20 protein-coding genes are annotated in these 19,780 nt (G+C 40.6%); 7 read left to right on the top strand and 13 right to left on the bottom strand.

The window, feature by feature from the left end:
* Positions 1-53: 53 nt before the first annotated feature.
* The 3 genes from AC1Q59_RS05470 to AC1Q59_RS05460 all read right to left on the bottom strand — a co-directional run bounded on the left by AC1Q59_RS05470 (position 54) and on the right by AC1Q59_RS05460 (position 3,039).
* Complete coding sequence (locus AC1Q59_RS05470) at positions 54-1,055, bottom strand: polysaccharide deacetylase family protein (protein ID WP_492364781.1); 1,002 nt, start codon at positions 1,053-1,055, stop codon at positions 54-56.
* A 236-nt stretch (positions 1,056-1,291) separates the two neighbouring features.
* Positions 1,292-2,563: an MFS transporter gene (locus AC1Q59_RS05465; protein WP_492364780.1), complete on the bottom strand. Its 1,272-nt coding sequence runs from the start codon at positions 2,561-2,563 to the stop codon at positions 1,292-1,294.
* A gap of 2 nt (positions 2,564-2,565) precedes the next feature.
* A complete protein-coding gene (locus AC1Q59_RS05460) occupies positions 2,566-3,039 on the bottom strand; it encodes an ArsR/SmtB family transcription factor (RefSeq protein WP_492364779.1) in 474 nt (157 codons plus the stop codon).
* Positions 3,040-3,176: 137 nt separating this feature from the next.
* Between AC1Q59_RS05460 and AC1Q59_RS05455 the strand changes: the two genes are divergently transcribed.
* Positions 3,177-3,506: a hypothetical protein gene (locus AC1Q59_RS05455; RefSeq protein WP_492364778.1), complete on the top strand. Its 330-nt coding sequence runs from the start codon at positions 3,177-3,179 to the stop codon at positions 3,504-3,506.
* Between the two features lie 62 nt (positions 3,507-3,568).
* Here AC1Q59_RS05455 and murB read toward each other — a convergent pair whose 3' ends face one another.
* The 4 genes from murB to AC1Q59_RS05435 all read right to left on the bottom strand — a co-directional run bounded on the left by murB (position 3,569) and on the right by AC1Q59_RS05435 (position 7,734).
* Complete coding sequence (gene murB / locus AC1Q59_RS05450) at positions 3,569-4,486, bottom strand: UDP-N-acetylmuramate dehydrogenase (RefSeq protein ID WP_492364883.1); 918 nt, start codon at positions 4,484-4,486, stop codon at positions 3,569-3,571.
* Positions 4,487-4,568: 82 nt separating this feature from the next.
* Positions 4,569-5,066 carry a flavin reductase family protein gene (locus AC1Q59_RS05445; RefSeq protein WP_492364777.1) on the bottom strand — a complete coding sequence of 166 codons (498 nt, stop codon included), beginning with the start codon at positions 5,064-5,066 and terminating at the stop codon, positions 4,569-4,571.
* 151 nt (positions 5,067-5,217) lie between these two features.
* Positions 5,218-6,834, bottom strand: a complete 1,617-nt coding sequence (locus tag AC1Q59_RS05440; RefSeq protein ID WP_492364776.1) for an amidohydrolase — start codon at positions 6,832-6,834, stop codon at positions 5,218-5,220.
* A 51-nt stretch (positions 6,835-6,885) separates the two neighbouring features.
* Complete coding sequence (locus AC1Q59_RS05435) at positions 6,886-7,734, bottom strand: pirin family protein (RefSeq protein WP_492364775.1); 849 nt, start codon at positions 7,732-7,734, stop codon at positions 6,886-6,888.
* A gap of 144 nt (positions 7,735-7,878) precedes the next feature.
* Here AC1Q59_RS05435 and AC1Q59_RS05430 point away from each other — a divergent pair, with 144 nt between their 5' ends.
* From AC1Q59_RS05430 to AC1Q59_RS05420, 3 genes are all read left to right on the top strand, one after another.
* Positions 7,879-8,577, top strand: a complete 699-nt coding sequence (locus AC1Q59_RS05430; RefSeq protein WP_492364774.1) for a hypothetical protein — start codon at positions 7,879-7,881, stop codon at positions 8,575-8,577.
* An 86-nt stretch (positions 8,578-8,663) separates the two neighbouring features.
* Entirely contained in the window at positions 8,664-9,101 is a 438-nt protein-coding gene (locus tag AC1Q59_RS05425; protein WP_492364773.1) for a MarR family winged helix-turn-helix transcriptional regulator, read from the top strand.
* Between the two features lie 97 nt (positions 9,102-9,198).
* On the top strand, positions 9,199-9,825 hold the full coding sequence (locus AC1Q59_RS05420) for an FMN-dependent NADH-azoreductase (protein WP_492364772.1): 627 nt from the start codon (positions 9,199-9,201) through the stop codon (positions 9,823-9,825).
* 58 nt (positions 9,826-9,883) lie between these two features.
* Here the strand turns inward: AC1Q59_RS05420 and AC1Q59_RS05415 are convergent, their stop codons facing one another.
* The 4 genes from AC1Q59_RS05415 to AC1Q59_RS05400 form a co-directional block, all read right to left on the bottom strand.
* Positions 9,884-10,798 (bottom strand): DL-endopeptidase inhibitor IseA family protein, encoded by a 915-nt coding sequence (locus AC1Q59_RS05415; RefSeq protein WP_492364771.1) that lies wholly within the window; start codon positions 10,796-10,798, stop codon positions 9,884-9,886.
* Between the two features lie 199 nt (positions 10,799-10,997).
* Positions 10,998-12,626, bottom strand: coding sequence for a DL-endopeptidase inhibitor IseA family protein (locus AC1Q59_RS05410; RefSeq protein ID WP_492364770.1), 1,629 nt, complete (start codon positions 12,624-12,626; stop codon positions 10,998-11,000).
* 25 nt (positions 12,627-12,651) lie between these two features.
* Positions 12,652-14,046, bottom strand: a complete 1,395-nt coding sequence (locus AC1Q59_RS05405; protein ID WP_492364769.1) for a sensor histidine kinase — start codon at positions 14,044-14,046, stop codon at positions 12,652-12,654.
* The gene (locus AC1Q59_RS05400) at positions 14,043-14,747 is read right to left on the bottom strand and encodes a response regulator transcription factor (protein ID WP_492364768.1); all 705 of its coding nucleotides are present in this window, start codon (positions 14,745-14,747) and stop codon (positions 14,043-14,045) included. The genes AC1Q59_RS05405 and AC1Q59_RS05400 overlap by 4 nt, the downstream gene beginning before the upstream one ends.
* A 215-nt stretch (positions 14,748-14,962) precedes the next feature.
* Between AC1Q59_RS05400 and AC1Q59_RS05395 the strand changes: the two genes are divergently transcribed.
* Positions 14,963-15,259 carry a HesB/YadR/YfhF family protein gene (locus AC1Q59_RS05395; protein WP_492364767.1) on the top strand — a complete coding sequence of 99 codons (297 nt, stop codon included), beginning with the start codon at positions 14,963-14,965 and terminating at the stop codon, positions 15,257-15,259.
* 52 nt (positions 15,260-15,311) lie between these two features.
* On the opposite strand, the gene AC1Q59_RS05390 is transcribed toward AC1Q59_RS05395, so the two are convergent.
* On the bottom strand, positions 15,312-15,881 hold the full coding sequence (locus AC1Q59_RS05390) for a uracil-DNA glycosylase (protein WP_492364766.1): 570 nt from the start codon (positions 15,879-15,881) through the stop codon (positions 15,312-15,314).
* Between the two features lie 205 nt (positions 15,882-16,086).
* Here AC1Q59_RS05390 and AC1Q59_RS05385 point away from each other — a divergent pair, with 205 nt between their 5' ends.
* Entirely contained in the window at positions 16,087-17,064 is a 978-nt protein-coding gene (locus AC1Q59_RS05385; RefSeq protein ID WP_492364765.1) for a tripartite tricarboxylate transporter substrate binding protein, read from the top strand.
* Positions 17,065-17,101: 37 nt separating this feature from the next.
* Here AC1Q59_RS05385 and AC1Q59_RS05380 read toward each other — a convergent pair whose 3' ends face one another.
* Entirely contained in the window at positions 17,102-19,087 is a 1,986-nt protein-coding gene (locus tag AC1Q59_RS05380; protein ID WP_492364764.1) for a tripartite tricarboxylate transporter permease, read from the bottom strand.
* Between the two features lie 190 nt (positions 19,088-19,277).
* Here AC1Q59_RS05380 and AC1Q59_RS05375 point away from each other — a divergent pair, with 190 nt between their 5' ends.
* Positions 19,278-19,778, top strand: a complete 501-nt coding sequence (locus AC1Q59_RS05375) for a DUF3231 family protein (protein WP_492364763.1) — start codon at positions 19,278-19,280, stop codon at positions 19,776-19,778.
* The last annotated feature ends 2 nt before the right edge of the window (positions 19,779-19,780 follow it).

Genomic DNA, 19,780 nt, shown 5'->3' with positions numbered 1-19,780 from the left:
GTTATTTATGGTGTGATTACACAAAAAAAGGAAACAGGTGAGATTCCTGTTTCCTAAAAATGAAAAGCTGTCAGCTGCTGGCTTAGCAGTTCTGTTTCATACCCATGTGCTGTTAAATAGTCGAGCAGCCTCGGTAAATGCTCGGCTGTTGAATTCCGATCATGCATTAAAATAACAATGGGCCGATCTTTAAATTTAAAGTGTTCAATCTGATTAATAACCTGCCCGACGAATTCTCCGTTTCTATATTGCCAATCCCGGCTATCAACGGTCCAATCCCATAATTGAAATCCTGCTTTTTCCACTGCTTCTATGTAAGATGGTTTCATGTACGGAGATGATCCATATGGGGTTCTAATTAATGTAGTGGCTGAGCCAGTCAGCTTCATCAATGTTGCTTGAGCCTGACTCATCTCAGCAACAACCGTTTTTTCGGAACGGTAAATTTTTGCGGCATCATGTGTGACACCGTGTAAAGCCGGAACATGCCCCTGGCCAATCATCTGCTTCAATTGATCTGGGTATTTGTTCATATTTGGCTCCAGCATGAAAAAGGTTGCCTTCATTCCTCGGGCGTTCAATGCTTCGAGAATAGAGGAAGTATAGGCTGAAGGTCCATCATCAAAGGTTAAGTAAACCTTTTTCAAATTTATCTGCTGGTTGACAGGCTCCTGAGCTTTCTCTTCCTTTGGCTTTTCCGCTGAAGAACTCGAATGATTCGATTTCTCGTTATCTTCATTGACTTCTTTATTTGCTGCTGGATCGTAATTTACATCTTTGCCCTCGAAAGTTTCATTATTTTTTGCTGCGTAAAATTTGCCATTTTTTAGTGTGCGATAATATCGCAATGCTAAGCCGTTCATTTCTTCAAATTCACTGACGTTTCCATCCATCAGCATGGAATACATAATATTTATTGGCTGCTTCTTAACTGAAATTGCCAATACCTCCGTCTTGCTTCCTGGTTCAAAGGTATATAATACCAATACCATCAATACAAAAAAAGAAATCACCATTTTTTCTTTCTTATTTCTTGATTCCCTATTTCTCCTCACGAGGGTTCACCTTTCTCTAATTTGTGCAAACATAGAATTCTAATAATCTAGAAAAACTAATCCATCAGCTCCTTTATATATTATATTGCCGATCTAATAAAATAGACGGCTAAGCCACCAGAGAAGTTGTCTGCATTCTACATTTTTCTGCAAATTTTTTGTTTTTTCGCTATTACTTCTTTAATGTATCGAAAAACCTATGTGTTTTCAATGAAAATCTGGCTATGATTCTCTTTTTAAAGTACTGATGAATGATCGGGCTGATTCACTTCACGCAGGTGCCTGATAAAGGTTTTCTTTTTTAAATGATAGACTATGAGAGCAATGATGCTTAAGCCGCAAATAAGAAATATGATCCAAACCGGAACTTTTTCCAGCAAGAATCCAAACAAGATAAAACCAAGCGGTGTCATAGCCAATGCACCCGTTTCCAGCAATGACAGCACACGTCCCCGATATTCATCCGGCGTGCTTTTTTGAAGAATCAACTGTATGGGCATATTAATAATCATAATGAAGGATGCCAGGATAAAAACCATGACAATCAGATATAAAAAGAAAAAATGGTTTGACACATCAATCATGGCCGGAAGTCCTGGAATGCCAAGCAGCATCAAAACAACAGACATTGCCAGAATCCCCCCAATGATACTGAGTTCCTTTCTTTTAATTTCTGGCCTTGCTGATAGGAAAATTGACATAGCAAGCATGCCAACTGAAAAAGATCCCTCAACAATTCCAAGCTGATAGGACTGCATACCTCTTACTGTTAGAATTAAATACGGCATAGCGACCGGAAAAACAGCGAACCAGAAATTCAGAAAAATACTGATCAAAATTAAACTTTTCAAAAAGCTTTGTTTATTCGCATAGGCAAGACCAGACTTTAGATCCTCTATAACAGATCCTGGTGCATTGCCCTTTTTCTTATCCGAAAACAATTCATATTGAATAAAAGTACTTGCCAGCCCTGAAACGGCAAATGCGGCAATGTTGATAATCATAAAAGTGGTGATGTCAAATAGTCCAAAGAAAACTCCCCCAAGAACAGGGCCTAGTATGGAAGACAATGAAGCGGCAGCCTGATTCATAGACATAGCTTTTTGCAGATAATCGGGGCCTGCCATGTTATAAATGGCGGAGGTAACAGCTGTTGCATAGAAAGTGTTAAGAATACTGAGGACGGCTGTTGCAGTGTACAAAACCCAAATATCTGAATAGAAAAATGAAAAGACTATAAAGATAATCGTTAGCCATATGGCACATGAAAAATCTGAAACAATTATAATGCGCTTCCTATTCCAGCGGTCACTTAAAGCACCAGCAATAGGTGAAAGCACGACTCTTGGAAGAACGCTTAATAGAAGGGTAATGGCAAAATTAAGGCTGGAACCAGTTATCGATAAAATGTAGAGACCGATTGCAAATCCATAAATCGACGAACCAAGAACAGCCGTAACCTTGCCTAATGTAAACAAAACAAGATTCATTTTTATTTGCCCTGCCATTATTATTCCTCCTCTTCGGAAAGCTTTTCGAACTGGCATGAGATATGGTACGGTGTTCTCGAAGCATCCTCCTTCACTGTTTTCTTAAAATATTTTAATAATAAATTATCAAAATCTTTCTCAAACTCCTTCAGCTCTTCGTCTGTTAAGGATAGACTTGTTTCCCGTTTGCGGATTTTTTGACTCGCATCCGCCCCAACACTCCTTTTCAACTTAAAATGGGTCGCTTTTGCCCGGTAATACTTTTCAATAATTCCGCGATTTTCCTTCGTTTCTTCAATTTCAATAATTCCGCCTTGAAGCAGCTGCTGAATATGGTAATGAACACTTCCAGCAGATTTGCCTAATTCATCTGCCACTTGTTTAGCCGTCATCGGACGTTCATCAAGTAAATAAATAATCTTTACCCGCAGCGGGCTTGATACCAGCTTTTGCTGTTCAAGGTTAATTTCCATTACTTTTTCTCCAAAATCCATATCCAGTCACCTTTCAAAAACATTCTAACATTCTAAATAAATTATACGTTCTAATTTTTTAGAACGCAATAGGCAATAACATAAAAGTGATCCATGCATATAATGCTTTAGAAATCTAAAAAGAAGAGGGGATATGCATGCAAAGAATTTTAGGAGGAACCACAGGTATGGGAGGATTACTGCCAAATCTTCTTGGATTAGGTTCATCACCATATCATCAGGGATATGGCGAGTATCCATACCACCATGGCTATGGCGGCTACCCGTATCATCAAGGCTACGGAGGCTATCCGTTCCAGCATGGCTATGGCGGCTATCCATATCACCATGGTTACAGCGGCGGCGGTTATCCATATCACCATGACCATGGCGGTCATTGGAACCATCATGATCACGGAGGTCATCAGTATCACTACGGTCATAGCGGGCATCGGCCAGATACAGTAAATCCCTATTTTTGGGGTTGAAATAACTAAGGGACAGATCTAGAACCTTATTCCAAAAAGTTCTAGATCTGTCCCTTTGCTTATTACTGCTCATCTTCTCCGATGATAATAACTTCCGTTTCTAACTCCACATCAAAATTTTTCTTGACCGTTTTTCTTACATGATCTATTAATTCGATATAATCATTTGAGGTTGCCTGGTCAACGTTTACGATAAACCCGGCATGTTTGGTGGAAACTTCAGCCCCGCCGATTCTCGTGCCTTGAAGCCCGCTATCCTGAATGAGCTTTCCCGCAAAGTAACCTGGCGGGCGTTTGAAAACACTTCCACAAGATGGGTACTCTAAAGGCTGTTTCGTTTCTCTAGCCACTGTCAGTTCATCCATTTTCTTTTTAACCGTCTTTGGGTCTGCGTTCTTTAGTTGAAATTCTGCTTCGAGGATAATATAGTCAGTCTCCATGAACAAACTTCTTCGATAACTTAGAGCTAGTTCCTGAGCAGTCAAGCTGACAAGTTCGCCATCTCTTGTCATGACTATCGCTTTAGTAAGCACATCCGAAATTTGGCCCCCATAAGCGCCAGCATTCATATACAATGCTCCGCCGACACTGCCCGGTATACCACAGGCAAACTCGAGACCTGATAATTCACTTTTCAAAGCAGCCCTTGAAACCTCGATAATCGCTGCCCCACTTTGTGCGTTAATGATGTTATCGTTTACTGATATCTGATTAAACTTAGATAAGCATAATGTAATACCGCGAATACCGCCATCTTTGACAATTACGTTTGATCCGCTTCCAAGAATTGTCAAAGGAATATGGAAATGTTTTGCTAGTTTTAAAGCAGACTGAATTTCTTTTATTGTTGTTGGTGTAATGAATATATCTGCTTTGCCGCCGAGCTTTGTGAAGGTATAATTCTTAATCGGCTCAGCTAATTTGATATGGTCTGCCTTCACCGTCTTTAGGATTTCCTGATAAAACTGTTCGTAATTCATCATTGCTGTACTCCCCGTATCATTTACTTCCTAAACAGTATATGATGCCTTTCCCCTAAATGGGAAAGACATCATGGTTTTCCTAATTATTATAAAATTCGTCCGGGATTTTTCCAAACTTTCTTTTATGATATAGAAGCGGTTCCTTCTGTTCACCTTTAATATCAATGATTTCTCCGATTAAAATAGTATGGTCTCCAGCGTCAACTGTTTTAAAGGTGCGGCATTGCAGAATTCCAGCCACGTCTTTAAGAATTGGCAGCTTGTGTTCTGACAGTTCCCATTCACAATTTTTAAAACGGTCGATTCCCTTTGATGCAAATAAAGAGCATAATTCGCCCTGATCGGCTGCAAGCACATGCACAGCAAATTTATCTATTTTTGCAAAGATATCATGGGTGGAAACTCTTTTATCAATTGACCATAAAATCAGCAAAGGATCAATTGACACAGACGCAAAAGAATTTACTGTTAGACCTAGCGGTACCCCGCTTTCGTCTGTCGTTGTCACAACCGTTACACCAGTTGGATAATTGCCCAGGACTTGTTTAAAAATATCCACTTGATTGCTATTCTCCATTTTACCCAGCCTTTCTATTTTAAAAGTTATCATTTTGACTGTTTACATACACAGTTTAAACATAGCATAAACATTTACCGTTTTCATCAAAAAAGAGAAGCCCTTTATCTGTGTTAGAAGAGATGATTGCAGAAACACTTCCCAATTGACATCAGGCAAGTGCGTTATCTATTGATGATCGAGTTTGCTTTCTTCTATCAAATACAATTTTCCCTGCAACAACGGTTTGTACTGCTTTAGCTTCAAGCATATCTTCAGATGTTCCAGCAAACAAATCTCTGTCAAAAATGGAAAAGTCGGCATCAAATCCAGGTTTAATCAGTCCGCGCACATATTCCTTGCCAATCGCCTGAGCGCTTCCTACCGTGTACATTCTAATCGCCTGAAAGCGGGTCAGCTTCTCTTCTGGAAGATATCCATCATGATCAGCACCGGGCTTTTTCCGCTCAACAGCTCCATAAATAGAGGCAATCGGACTAATATCTTCAACAGGTGCATCAGTCCCTGCCGCGCACATGATTCCACGGTCAACTAGCTTTCTCCATGCATAAGCCCATTCGAGCCGCTCCTTGCCTAGTCGATTGATGACCCACGGAAAATCAGATGGGACAAAGGCTGGCTGCAGATCGAGTACAACAGGTAATTTCTCTATTCTTGCAGCTAATTCCTCGCTCAGGATACAACAATGAATTAGACGATCTCTTTTTCCATTAGTTAGCGGATATTTTTCCAAAATGGTAAGGACCTGTTCAGCTCCTGCATCACCAATCATATGAACCGCAACGGGCTCACCGTATTTTCGTGCCAGCTTAACTAGTTCCTCAAGCCTGTCATCCGTATGAATAAGAAGCCCATAATTATTTGGCTGATCGGCATAGGGTTTAGTTAAAGCAGCGGTTGAGCCGCCCAAGGCACCATCAGCAAAAATTTTCATTGCTCCAGGTTCAATAAATGGCTCTGTATATTCAGCCTTATCATTCTGCATTTCTTCAAAAACTTCATGGTGTCTAAGGAGGTTAACTCGAAAATGCTTCTTTTTCCCAATTACTCGCTTGAAAGCAGTTAGCGGATTGGTGTATTTTCCGAAATAATGCATATCCTCCGTATGGCCGCCAGTTAAACCATGCGCAAGCATACCATCGATTGCAAGGTTAAGAGCTTCTGTTAATGATTCTATGTACGATTCTCCCACTTTAGGTATCGCATTGGTTACAGCGTTAGTGGCTTGGTCATATAGAAGGCCATTTAATTGTCCATTTTCATCCCGGCCGATTTCACCGCCTGCAGGGGAGTTGCTCTCCTCAGAAATCCCGCCCGCTGTAAGTGCCGCTGTATTTCCAAGGACTACATGGTGGCAGACCCTTGTTAATATGATCGGTTCTTTGCGGATCGCATCAAGCTCTTCCTTTGAAGGGATCCGCTTATCAGGGAAGTTATTTTCATTCCAGCCTTCACCAAATAACCACTGATCACTTGGTGTGTTCTCGGCTGCTTCCTTTATGAGATTCAGCATTTCCTCAGCAGTGGAAGCTTTGGATAAATCAAGACGGATTAATTTTTCACCTTGAAAAATCATATGCAGATGGCTGTCAACAAAACCCGGATACATGGCTGCACCCTTCAAATCGATTATCTCATCAGCTTTGTGCCAAAGCTCCGCTTTGTTGCCGACAGCAATAATTTTATCGTTTTCTACAAGTACAGCCTCTGCTGTCTCGTTTTCTTTTTCCATTGTGTAGATGGTTCCACCGTACCAAAGTCGCTTCATGCCAATATTCCTTTCTTAAAAAAGTCCTAAATTTATAGAAGTTTCCACACCTTATTCATGTTTTAGGAATGTTCCCTCGCGAAACTCCTTATAAGCCTGCATGATTTCTTCTTCTGTGTTCATGACAAACGGACCTCTTACCACAACCGGTTCATTGACCGGCGCACCTGCGTATAAAATTACTTTTAACGGCACAATCGCTGTCATTTCAATTTCACTTTTTCTAGATCCGCCAGCTGAACCAAGCAATAGAACTTGTCCTTTTGAAGCCTGTCTGCTGCTTGTTCCAAACGTCCCGCTTCCTTCAATTATATAAATAAATCCATTATAGCTTCCAGGTAAATCTTGTGAAATAGAAGCACCCGCTTCTAGCACAATTTCCACCATTGTAACGGGCACATGGTTTTTCGTTGATGAGGTAACATCTTTTGAATTCCCTGAAAAGACTTTTACCGTTGCACCAGCCTCTTTTCTGACAGGCATAGCTTTTCCAAGCAAATTTTGATAGCGCGGAGCAGTCATTTTTTTCTCGCGGGGAAGATTCACCCATAGCTGAAGGGAATGGGCCGTCACTCCTTCTGATGGAACCTCGTTATGAATGACTCCGCTTCCCGCTGTCATCCATTGAACATCGCCAGGTCCAAGCTTGCCCCCTTCTCCTGAGGCGCTGTCGTAATGCTCAATGGCTCCATCAATCACATAGGTTACCGTCTCGATTCCTCTATGCGGGTGAACATCGAATGCCCCCTTTTGAAACTTATCCTCCATCATCAAAAGAAATGGATCATGCTTTGCCCAATTGCCTGGGGCAATCACAGGGCCAGCGGAATGAATCGAGCTATATGCAGTTAATTTTACATCTCTGATTTCTGTGATATCTCTTTTATAAACATTTTCCATGCTTTCGTCCTCCTTGGCTGGGTTTGCCTCATATCCTCCATTCTAAAAGAAGTATGAATGCTTGTAAAAAGAACTGTCTCGTGTACACCATACTGAAACCATTAAACCCCCATTCCCGTCAAATAATAAAAAGGGGGCGATTTTATGAAAAAGCTCGGTTTACTCTTGCTTTTGGTTGCCATATTATCTGGGTGCCGTTCCACACCCTTTGACGTACATTCCGTCATTGATTGGGTTGATTTTATTAAGTGGGACGGCATTCAGTATCAAGGAATCCATTCTGGTGTCCTTGCGGATGAAGCAGATCTTGGCGATAAGCTCGGCGAGGTGAAATTTAAGGTTGCTGACAATGTAACAAATCCCAAATACAAGATAAGAAACGGTGACGCGGCCTTCCATGAAAAAGGAACTGAAATCTATGCAGTGGATGGGTATCCAAATCTAATAGCTGTAAAAAGTGACCAGGCAATTAATGGCTATAAGGTTTATTTTAATCCAGATATAGACTACCAATGGCATTTTCAAAATGTCCCGTTAGACAAAGTAAGCCAAATTGAGGTGTATCAATCACAGTGGCCAGAAAATGATAAATTAATCCAAAAGATATCTGACGCGAAAAACATCGAAGATTTTCTTAATCTTTTAAAAAATAGTACTCCTAACTCCAGTTTCCAGCCTGCTGCAAATCAAGGCGATCCCGATTATTTTGATATCATCCTATACACAGATGAGCCAGTCGCCTATAAATACGGCATGCAGTATGATGGAAAAACCTTTTTTTGGCATCCATCAGATACAGCGATATTGTCGGGCGAAATGAAAAACTTTGTTCCTGTCGATTGAACCTTTCATTTGACATATAGCAGATTTTAAATTAGTATTACACGAGTGATTTGGTATGTATAGCAACTAAAAATGAGGGATCCCATTTGAGGTTAACTTTCCAAGAATATATAAGCATAAAAATCCATAAAACGGATTTAAATCTTACAAGCTTTATTAAATCCAGATTAGAAACGTTTAATCTTGCCCCTGAACAGAACTTAATCATGATGCTTCTTTGGGAAAAAGATGGGTTAACACAAAATCAGCTGGTGGAAAAATTAAGCAAAGACAAAACAAACATTGCACGAATGGCTTCAAACCTTGAGAAAAAAGGATTTGTCAAAAGAATCTGCCCTTCATGTGACCGGCGTTCGTTAGAATTGCACCTTACATCAGCAGGTAAAGAACTTGGCCAAAAGGTGATCCCGATTATAGAAGAATTTAATGATATTGTCTGTAAAGGGATTTCTGAAGAGGATTTACTTTCTTTTGAAAGGATTCTTTCTAAAATAAATAATAACGTCCTAAATCATTGTGATTAGGACTTTTGCCTCAAATAGTTGCTACAACAACATTCGCAAAGAAAAAGGTTGCTATAACAACCTTTTTACTTAAAATTACATCTTTGGAGGAACTATCATGTCTAAAGTATTATTTATCAAAGCAAATGACCGTCCAGCTGATCAAGCAATCAGCTCTAAAATGTACGAAGTATTCTTAAACACATATAAAGAAGCTAATCCAGCAGATGAAATTACTGAATTAGATCTATTTAAAGCAGACCTTCCTGATTACGGAAATACTGCCATTATGGGCGTATATAAACGCAATAATGGTTTAGAATTAACAGCTGAAGAAACCAAAGCAGCAGATTTAGTTGACCAATATTTAAACCAATTCTTTGCAGTTGACAAAATTGTGCTTGCCTTCCCATTATGGAATAGCATTGTTCCAGCACCTTTAGTTAACTACATTTCTTATTTAGCTCAAGCAGGCAAAACATTCAAATACACTGCTGAAGGCCCAATTGGCCTAGTTGGGGATAAAAAGGTTGCCTTACTTAACGCTCGTGGCGGAGATTATTCTTCCGAAGCGATGGCAGCATCTGAAATGGCCGTGAGATATGTACAAACAAACCTAGGTCTATGGGGAATTACTAACCCAGAAACCATTATCATCGAAGGACACAATCAATACCCTGACCGTGCACAAGAAATCATTGCAGACGGTTTAGAAAATGTTGCAAAAGCTGCAGCAAAATTTTAATAGAAATATAGTAATCGGTCCCTGTATACACAGGGGCCGATATTTTTTGCAGACCGTATTATATATGAGGCTGGCTGCCAATATTCATAATGATATATTCAAATTCCCCAGTGTTTTCTATTAAAAAGTACATTTCATTTAGTCCATTTTTGAGTGGCCCTTTATAGGTTTTCTCAAGTTCTACATAGAAGACTGCTTTATAATCGACTTGGTCGTTGAGTCTTCCCTGCTCTTTTAATGACCGCACTTCTACCTTTTTTATACCCTTTTTAAAAGCCTCTGTATCAAAAATATCCTTCGTGATGAGCTGTTCTTCTGATGTTCTTGAATCTATAAGCAAATATTTAAAATAAATAAAAGCCGGATGGATATTGAACGGTATATCCAAGTTTACCTGGTGGCTATATTGAGAAGTATTGATTTTCCATCCATGTTGTTTGACATACTTCAACTGAACTTTAAAAACATCCAGGCCCTTTGTTTCACCCACAGGTACCAATACTTTATATTCTTTATTTGCACCAAAGGTTCTTTCATGCAGCACAATGGCTTTATCCCACTGCAGGATAGAACCGCCATCTGCCTCTGGCTGTGCTAATCTTCCTTTATGTTCAATAAGCCCAAGATCCTTTATATATATCTCTGCATAGGACGGAGTGATTGTCTTTGTCAAATAATTAATAAGCTCTTTTTTCGTATCGATATTCTTTGATAAATACCGATAAAAGCTGCCCTTATACTGGAAGGATTGGTATTCACCCTCCTTATAGTCTCCGCCTCTTTGCACGTAGGATTGCTTTTGCGCCCAATCTTTTACTAAACGCTGAACCTGTTCATCCGTCAGTTCAGTATATTTAACGATTTGCTGGGCCTGGGCAGGCTTTTCCTTTCCAAGTGCCTCAATGGGCTGATAACTCAATCCTCCGAGCATTGTCACAGCAAGGCCTGTAATTAATAATTGTTTTATTTTCATCCTTAACTCCCCCAATGTTTCATTCTATAATCTGATTGTAGTGGTTATTGAAGGATTATTAGTTACAAAAAGGTTAATAAAGGTTTGAAATGTGGTTACTTTTAAAAATTACTTTTCAACGAAGCTATGAAAGACATAGTCCACAGTTTTTCACTGCCAAATGGCCTTCACCCCGGCTGCACTCTCCTCTACGCTCCCCTTACATTGTCACCGGATTGGAAGATATTCTCCACCCTGATTCTGTTTTCTTTAAAACAACCTGAACAATTTCATAGGATAAACTCGATCCGACTGGAACCTTAAGATCAAATTGTTTTTCCGATCCTAAATCCCGCATTTGCAGGATCGATGCGCGTTCGTAGTTTAATAGTGAACCGCCATCTGCGTTTGGCTGGGCAAGCCTCCCCTGATGTTCTATGATTCCTGTTGAGTCAATCATGGCTTGAATCGCTCCCTCTGTAAATGCACTTGATAAATAATCTGTAAGCTTGGCAAAAGAGTCTAGATCTATGCCAAGATACCGATAATCCATTTCATTAACAGGAAAGGATTCAATGACCTCCGTTTCCATCTTGCCGCCCATCCCAACGTACACAAACCTCTTATAGGCGTCATTTACTTTTTTTATCAGCAGTTCTTCCCCAGAATCATCATGCTTGGCATAAGGTGCACCTAAGCGGATACTGGAGATCATCTCCTCCAAAACAGATTCGTCAATCAGCTTCTCTTCCCCTCGACGGACTCCGTAAATCAATCCATCTGTCTCTTCAACCACATCCAATGGGAATTCATCCATGAAAACGAAGTCCTTTGCATGGACTTCTATATCAAACAGCAAATGCTTGATCCCTAAGTTCTCCCAATAAACATGGATAATATATTCAAAGTTTTCGCCTTCCTCCGTTTTCATGGATATCCCACTTACTAGTTCTCGAGGAAGATTCATTGTTAGATCTCCGTGAGAATCGTAATATTGAAAGTCGTTTTCCTGCTGTTCGGCGGCTGTTATTTTAATTTTTTCCTGCAGCTGGAGAAATTCTTCATACGCTGGTACCGTAATTTTCATAGACAATCCTTGATTAAGGGCTGCTAAAGCGGAATACGGATTCCCAGCCTTTAACCGGGCATCGGCAAGATAATACCAATAATAAGAGGCATCAGGAACCTCTTTTGTTCTTTTCTCATAATAGGCTGCAGCCTTTGAAAAATAAGAATGGTATGACTCAAAGTCTGTCACAAACTGCCCCTGTTCCCACTTCAGCACATCAATCTTAAAAACATCCGAAAGCTCACGATTCCAGATAGCCAGCCTATAAAAATCCTGACTATATATCACATCAAGCTTATGGTATAAAAGCTCAGAAATCTTCTGGAACCCATCTTCATTCCAGGAAAAGATCTCTAAGATATTGCCTGAAGACACCCCCATGTTAGAGCCAAGGAGCAATTCTGGGACATCATCGCCTGTTATATCAGCTGTACTTCCCCAAGCAATTTCAAAGCCTGTTCCTTTGAGATCAGCCGCCGTTTTCCATACACCTTTCTCCATTTGGAAAACTAGAGCCCCAGCCTGATCGGCACGAACTGTAGACTTGTAAAAAACGATTAACTCATTCCTTCCGTCATTATTTATATCCTCTAAGTAATAAGCTTCACAGCCCACCGGCTCATCCGGGACATAAAGAGATGTTCCCGCTGGCAAAAGCCCCTTCACCGTTTGCAGGAGATTATCCTCGATATATTCAGTCCTTTGGGCATGCTTTGGTGCTTCAATTAAGCTAACAGGATCAGGTAAAAAATTGCAGCCCCCCAAGATAAAGGAAAACAAAATTACCCCTATAGAACGAAATTTGTTAATAACGGGACACCTCCAATCCAATAAGCGGCAGGAGGATTTCAACAGTTGTTCCTTCCCCGTCCGTGCTTTTTATATCAATGGTACCATGATGGGCTTTAATAATTTCCTGGCAGATTGCCAGACCCAATCCGGTGCCTGATGCTTTGGATTTGCCTTTATGAAACTTTTCTTTCACTAAATGGAGCTCATCCGCGGGGATTCCGGCCCCAGTATCGGAAACTTCCACGCTGACACAACGGCCATTCATCTCAGCATTAATAGCAATTCTGCCCCCAGCTTGTGTGAATTTTAAGGCATTATCCAGAACATTGATAAATACTTGTTTTAGCCGATTTTTATCCCCAGTCATTTCAAAATCAGCATCACCAGCCCAGCTGAGCACAACTCCTTGCCTTTGGGCCCGAGGGGTTAGCTGAGTGATGACCTGAAGAAGCAAGTCCCGCAAAGATAGCTTCTCAAAACAATACTCTGTTTTTCCTGCCGATAAGCTTGCTACATCCAGCAAATCCCCTAACATGGTCGACAGGCGTTCACTTTCATTGGAGATAATCTCCAGGCCCTCTTTAAACAATTTATCATCGGACATGGCATGAAGGGTAATTGCCCACCCTTTCACTGAGGTTAAAGGTGTCCGTAATTCATGCGAGACTGAAGCTATGAACTCATTCTTCAGACGTTCATGCTTTTCCACCTGTTCGGCCATATAATTTAAAGTATCGGCTAGTTTCCCCAGCTCATCTTCTCTTTCTTTTGCTATTCGTACAGAAAATTTTCCTGCAGCCATTTGTTCGGCTGCCCTAGTCATCCCACCCAGTGGCTTCGTAATTGTTCCCGCAAGGAAATAGCTGATGGCTGCAGCAATCAGAATTACAAGGATTCCTATCCCTGCTAATATGAATGAATTCTGTTTAAAAATCACATTGACCCGTTCCAGCGATGTGATCATGCGAATGGCGCCAAAAAGGTGTTCATCCGCCATAATCGGCTGACTGACGGCCATCACTTTCTCCTTACCCATGCTCCCTTTAAATACTCCAGTCTCACCGCCCAAAGCAATCAAAACATCGTCGGGCACCTGATCATATTTCCCATCATAATCATGTGTATCCGCAATTACATCCCCATGTACATTGATGATCTGCACCTGGGCGTTCATTAAAAATTGATAGCTTTGCAGGAGGACTGATGCTTGATCCTCCAGTGAACCTTCTAAAATCTCCCGCTTATAAAAAGAAGAAAAAACGGTTCCCTGATCTCTTAAGGTCTGCTTAATCCCTTCCAGATAATAAGAGCGTAAGGCAAACAGAATAATACTCTCAAACAGAATAACGGTTATAACAATGAGCAATAAATAACTCCTGCTCAAACGGCGTTTAATCCCTGTATTCATTCGGTCTCCCTTTCCTGAAAACAGTAGCCAAATCCCCACATTGTTTTCAGGTAAGCTGGTTTTGACGGATTATCCTCTATTTTTTCACGAAGCCTGCGGATATGAACGTCAACCGTTTTCGGATCACCAAAATAATCGGTTCCCCAAATTTTATCAAGGAGCTCATTTCTCGTAATCGGCTCGTTCATTCTTTGGAAAAATAGTTTCATCATCTGATACTCTCTGGCCGTAAGTTTTATTAGATTGTCAGATTTATAGACTCGCTGCATTTTCATGTCTAAACGAAAAGGCCCTGCTCTCAGTTCTTGATCTTTAGCTATGGAAGGCACCTGTAATGTTCTTCTTAAAACAGAACGAACTCTGGCCACTAATTCAAGCGGATTAAAGGGTTTGACAATATAGTCATCGGCTCCCATTTCAAACCCCATAATTTTATCCATATCCTGTCCGCGGGCAGAAAGGATAATGATTGGCAAATAGGAATTAATCTCCCTTACTCGCAGACAAATATCCAGTCCCTCCATATCTGGAAGCATAAGATCAAGAATGATCAAATCTGGGTGGTCACTTTTCACCGCCTCAATAGCTGTTTTTCCATCAACAGCTTCAATGACCTCAAAATTGGACCTGCTTAAATTAAACATAATCAGTTTTCTTATCGGCCCCTCATCTTCCACAACCAAAATCTTTCCTTCCGTCAATACCCCTTCACCTCGTAATTTACCTGCCGTATTTTTGAGTTCTAAGCTGATTATAATAAATTGGAAGAACATTTAGAATATATATAAAAATAAAATCTCTCAAGTTAATGCAGGGATTAAACAGCTAAAGGATTTATGTTTGCTAGATCACTTCTTTGCCATAAAGTCTTTGGTATGATATTCTGTGAAAATACTACGTCTAAAGGTGAGAAGATATGAAAATTGTGATTAATGAAGGTGCCCTCCAATGGTTTAAGAATGAGGTTGGATTAAAAAAAGGCGACATGGTGAAGTTCTATTCGAAAATTTATGGGAGCAGTCCTGTGCAGGAAAACTTCGCTCTTGCGTTTACTGTTGACAATGATCCGGTTGACATGAAAGTTATAACAGAAGCGGATGGAATCACTTTTTATGTAGAAGAAAATGATCTTTGGTTCTTTAATGGACATGATTTATATGTGGGGTATAATGAAAAAATGGATGAGGTTGAGTATTCTTATAAGAAGCCTTAAAAACCTAGGGCGGTTTTAATACCTCATTAATCGAAATGACCGCCCACCATGCTTATTTTCTAAATTCTTCGGCAAGCAGCTGCCAATCCTCAATAAATTTTGTCCATAAATTAGGCCGTCTTCTGACTGCAAGCGGATGGTAGGCAGCTGCTGTCTGAAATCCCCGTATTTGATGCCAAGAACCGCGCAAGGTTTTCACTTCAGCCTCTTGATCCTGGAAAAAGGACTGAACGGCCACGTTACCCAGTACAAAAATAAGTTTAGGTTTTTTCTCTTCAATTTGTTCATATAAATGCTTCATACAAATTTGCCTTGTTTGTTCTTTTTCATATTTTTTAACAGGCCTTCGTTTTAAAATATAGGTGACATATAGATCATCGCTGCTTATCCCTGCTTCATTGGCTGCCTTTTGCAAGGTTTGCCGCGTCCCGCAAATAAAGGGATTTCCTTCACGGTCCTCACGCGCCCCTGGATTATCTAGAATAATCATAATGGGAGCTTTGGGATTTCCTTCACCCCAGACCATCCGAGTTCCCTGTTCATAAAGCCCGCAGTCGCGGCAATCTTTGAAATTATCCGGCGTCGGCTCCTCTGGCCACATAACCGGGCAAAAATCTGACATATTTTCAACTCCCGTCTGCTGGTTCAACACGAATTAGGAACACAGCAGTCTAAATATTATTAGCTAGTAACCTTCATTCTTTATCAAAGGTATTTTCCACCTATTTCAAAAAAATATTAATTATATTTTCTCGAAAAAATTCAGACAAAATATATTCTGATCTAAGCTTTCATAAATTAACTAAGACTACACAATGAAAGGTGGTTTGACGAAAATAAGACAGAAACTGTTTGCCCTCACTCTGTTTCTTGTTTTATGCAGTTTGCTCATTGCCGCCTGTTCCTCCCAATCTTCAACAGAAAAATTCCCCGATAAGCCTATACAAATGATTGTTTCCTATGCGCCTGGTGCTGCAACCGATACCCAGGCAAGAATTATTGCAAAATATGCACAAAAATATTTAGGCGAGGAAGTAGTGATTGTCAATAAGCCAGGCGGCGGCGGTCAGGTTGGCTGGAACTTTTTCTCATCAGTCGAGCCAGATGGGTATATCTTAAGCGCCTACAATCTGCCGCATATTATTACACAGCCATTGGTTGGCGACACCTCTTATAAACTTGATACCTTTGAACCGATTGTCAATTGGGGCAAAGATCCGACGGTTTTTGCCGTTACACCAGATAGTGATATATCAAGTCTGGACGATTTAATCCAGAAAGCCAAACAAGCACCAGACCAAATTACAATTGGAAATGCAGGTAAATTCGTAGGCCAGCATATGGCCATCTTGCTTCTAGAAAATTCTGCCGATATTCAATTGCAGGATATCCCGTTTAAAGGGGCATCTGAAGCTATCGCATCCCTATTAGGAAAGCATACCGATGTTGTTTCAGGCAATCTTTCAGATATGTATCGTCTTGGAGACGAGGTTAAAATGTTAGCCATTGCTTCAAAGGAACGTCACCCATTCGCTCCAGATGTGCCAACCTTTGCAGAGCTTGGCTACCCGGTTGTCGTAATGAGTACGGACCGAGGGATTGCGGCTGTAAAGGGAACACCGGAGGAAATCATTAAGAAGCTGGAAAAAGCATTTTTAGAACTGCTTAATGATGAAGAATTTTTAGCAGATATGGAAAAAGCCGGATCAGATATGCTTATTTTAGACCGCGAAAGTGTTTTAAAGGAATTTGAGACAAGAAATGAATTATATCGCGAACTTTTTGAAAAAATTAAGATTGAGTAAACAGAAAAAAGGGCGATATAATTTCGCCCTGTTTCTTTTAAAAAAACTTTGTCATAAATAAGGTTAAAAATGTCGGAAGCGGAACCTTTACAAGCCCGGTAAATATCACGTACATAAAGATGGTAAAGGAGATGGAGACAAACATGATGTTTGGCAGTGAATGAGTCTTTTTCTTTCGCTGCCAGTACACATAAAGGGAAACGGTTAACATTAGGAGCAAAACCTGTACGTAAAATCCGATGAGGTTTGTCAGGAAACTAATCATACATATTAAGAAAAGGACAACCAGTTGCGACAGATCCATGCGGATATTTTTAAACACGGTTTCTTCCTTTGGCCTGAAGGCAAACTGAATAAAATGCATAGCTGTCAGCAGCAGCATAAGTCCAGCGGTAATTTGCGGGAAGATCCCCTGCTCAAAGTCCATTGCAAGGACATACATCATTATAATGAATGAGCCAATAACCATTGGCAGCCATCCTAGGGCTTTTGCAGAGACCAAGTTAGACAAAGTAAAGCTATTTTTCCTTCTTTCCTGTTTTAATCCCTTCTTATATGATTGCCAAATTGCATAGGCAATCGTAACGGCAATCAAACCGATTAACGAAAGATTCCAGGCACCCGTGAAAAACAGCTGAACAACAGATCCATTTGCTTCCCCAACACGCAACCCTTGAAGCAGCCCTTCTTCAGCAATAGGCCCCAAAATAAACCCTAAGGCAATTGGAGCTGGAGAAAACCCAAACTTTTGCAGAATGTACATAGCTGCACCAATAATGACCATCGAGTAAATATCAAAGAGACTATTCTGAGTCGCGTAGGCCCCAATGATACAAAAGGATAGAATGATTGGTGCAAGGAAATGTTCAGGGATATAGCTAAGCTTTGTCAAAAAGCGAATCATCGCTAACCCAATGATTAATAATAGAAACTGCGCTATAATCATCCCAATGAAAAAGGTATAGACAACAGGTGCATTTTCAACAAACAAGCTGCGTCCTGGCCAGATCCCATGAATAAGTAATCCCCCTAAAAAAATCGCAGCAGTCGGTGAACCAGGAATACCTAAGGATAGCAAGGGGATAAGCGATCCTCCAACCATCGCGTTGTTGGCGCTTTCAGAGGCAATAATTCCCTCTTTATTTCCTTTGCCAAATTGATCTTTATTTTTACTAAAGCGTTTTGCCTCATTGTAGGCTAAAATACTGGCAATATTTCCGCCGGCTCCTGGGATGACACCTACTATACTCCCAACAATACTGCCAATCGTTACAGATTTAGGTTTGCGCAAAATATCACCAAACGAGCCTTTGATTGAAGATTTTGATTGAGGATAAGAAATTTGCGCCTTTTCCCCCTTTTTAGAAAGATTTTCAATTAACCTGAGAGCCTGAGGAAACGCAAAAAGTCCAATCAATACAGCTACCACATGAAGGCCGCCTACCAAGGAATCCATTCCAAACGTAAATCTGGTTAAACCTGTAAACGAGCTGATTCCAATGAAGGAAATCAGAATACCTAGACATCCCCCTATCATTTCCTTCGTAATGGCACCTTCGGAAATGGCTGCAATAACGGTGATGCCAAAAATCGCGATCCAGAAATTTTCTGAGGGTCCGAATTGCAGCGAAAATTTCACAAAAATGGGAGAAAAAAAGATCAGCATTGCCATTCCGAATAATCCGCCAACAGCTGAAGCAATCGTTGACAGCTCTAATGCCTTAGTTGCCTTCCCTTGCTGTGCCATCGGATATCCGTCAAATGTGGTTGCGACAGAGGCCGGAGCCCCGGGAACATTAAACATAATGGCAGGGATTGATCCCCCATACACACTTCCGCAATAAATTCCGCCCAAAAGCATGAGCCCATCCACAGGAGGAAGAGCAAATGTAAAAGGTATACATAAGGCTACACCCATGGTTGGTGTTAAACCTGGAAGGGCACCAACAACAATTCCAAGCAATACCCCGACTATTAATATCAGTAAATGATGAAATTCAAGAAGCTGTAAAAACTCAAACACATCCCCACCTCCGAACGGTTTCAGAGTAAGGTATTCACAGCAATCTCCATTTGTGCCTAGTTATCCCCTTTATTACCAAAGTTAGGAAATCCGCCCACCTAACTTTTTTATCCAAATTTTACAAACATAAAAATATCTTTACAAGAAAAACTAGTAAAGGATGAAAAAATGATGAAGGAGCGTAGATGAGATGGGAATTCTAAGCGGTAAACCCCAGGACGAGCCATTGCATTCCGGCGAAGTGTTTAACCTTTGGTCCCACTTATATGCAGCAAAGGGCTATCTCGTAACACTGCAAATCTTAATTAATCATACAGGGGATCATGACTTAAAAGTCTTATTAGAAGATTTATTAGAAAATTGTATTCAGCAGGAGGAACAGCAAACTGAAGCAATTTTAAAAACAAATGGCATTCGCCTCCCTCCAGCGCCTCCAGGGAGACCTGATGTACAAGTAGAAGACATTCCTGCTGGTGCCCGTTTTAATGACCCGGAAATAGCTTCCCTTGTCCAGAAGGAATTAATGACTGGAAAGATTATGTGCAGCTATATCATGGGTATATCCATTCGGGAGGACATTGCTGAAATGTTTGGGGAGTTTCATGTACAAAAAGCAGAGTATGAGGCAAAATTATTAAAGCTTTCAAAGGAAAAGGGATGGCTTGTTCCTCCTCCTATCAACCTTAAATAGAA

This window comes from Cytobacillus sp. MT66 (genome assembly GCF_058792595.1).
This window is presented reverse-complemented; position numbering and strand designations above follow the sequence as displayed.

What these genes read in the sequence shown, in the direction of transcription:
- AC1Q59_RS05420 (WP_492364772.1), top strand. Translation starts at nt 9,199, where the DNA reads ATGTCTAAAGTATTATTTATCAAAGCAAATGACCGTCCAGCTGATCAA.
- AC1Q59_RS05390 (WP_492364766.1), bottom strand. Translation starts at nt 15,881, where the DNA reads ATGTCAGATTTTTGCCCGGTTATGTGGCCAGAGGAGCCGACGCCGGAT.
- AC1Q59_RS05465 (WP_492364780.1), bottom strand. Translation starts at nt 2,563, where the DNA reads ATGGCAGGGCAAATAAAAATGAATCTTGTTTTGTTTACATTAGGCAAG.
- AC1Q59_RS05405 (WP_492364769.1), bottom strand. Translation starts at nt 14,046, where the DNA reads ATGAATACAGGGATTAAACGCCGTTTGAGCAGGAGTTATTTATTGCTC.
- AC1Q59_RS05435 (WP_492364775.1), bottom strand. Translation starts at nt 7,734, where the DNA reads ATGGAAAATGTTTATAAAAGAGATATCACAGAAATCAGAGATGTAAAA.
- AC1Q59_RS05415 (WP_492364771.1), bottom strand. Translation starts at nt 10,798, where the DNA reads ATGAAAATAAAACAATTATTAATTACAGGCCTTGCTGTGACAATGCTC.
- AC1Q59_RS05440 (WP_492364776.1), bottom strand. Translation starts at nt 6,834, where the DNA reads ATGAAGCGACTTTGGTACGGTGGAACCATCTACACAATGGAAAAAGAA.
- AC1Q59_RS05455 (WP_492364778.1), top strand. Translation starts at nt 3,177, where the DNA reads ATGCAAAGAATTTTAGGAGGAACCACAGGTATGGGAGGATTACTGCCA.
- AC1Q59_RS05460 (WP_492364779.1), bottom strand. Translation starts at nt 3,039, where the DNA reads ATGGATTTTGGAGAAAAAGTAATGGAAATTAACCTTGAACAGCAAAAG.
- AC1Q59_RS05375 (WP_492364763.1), top strand. Translation starts at nt 19,278, where the DNA reads ATGGGAATTCTAAGCGGTAAACCCCAGGACGAGCCATTGCATTCCGGC.
- AC1Q59_RS05395 (WP_492364767.1), top strand. Translation starts at nt 14,963, where the DNA reads ATGAAAATTGTGATTAATGAAGGTGCCCTCCAATGGTTTAAGAATGAG.
- murB (WP_492364883.1), bottom strand. Translation starts at nt 4,486, where the DNA reads ATGAATTACGAACAGTTTTATCAGGAAATCCTAAAGACGGTGAAGGCA.
- AC1Q59_RS05430 (WP_492364774.1), top strand. Translation starts at nt 7,879, where the DNA reads ATGAAAAAGCTCGGTTTACTCTTGCTTTTGGTTGCCATATTATCTGGG.
- AC1Q59_RS05445 (WP_492364777.1), bottom strand. Translation starts at nt 5,066, where the DNA reads ATGGAGAATAGCAATCAAGTGGATATTTTTAAACAAGTCCTGGGCAAT.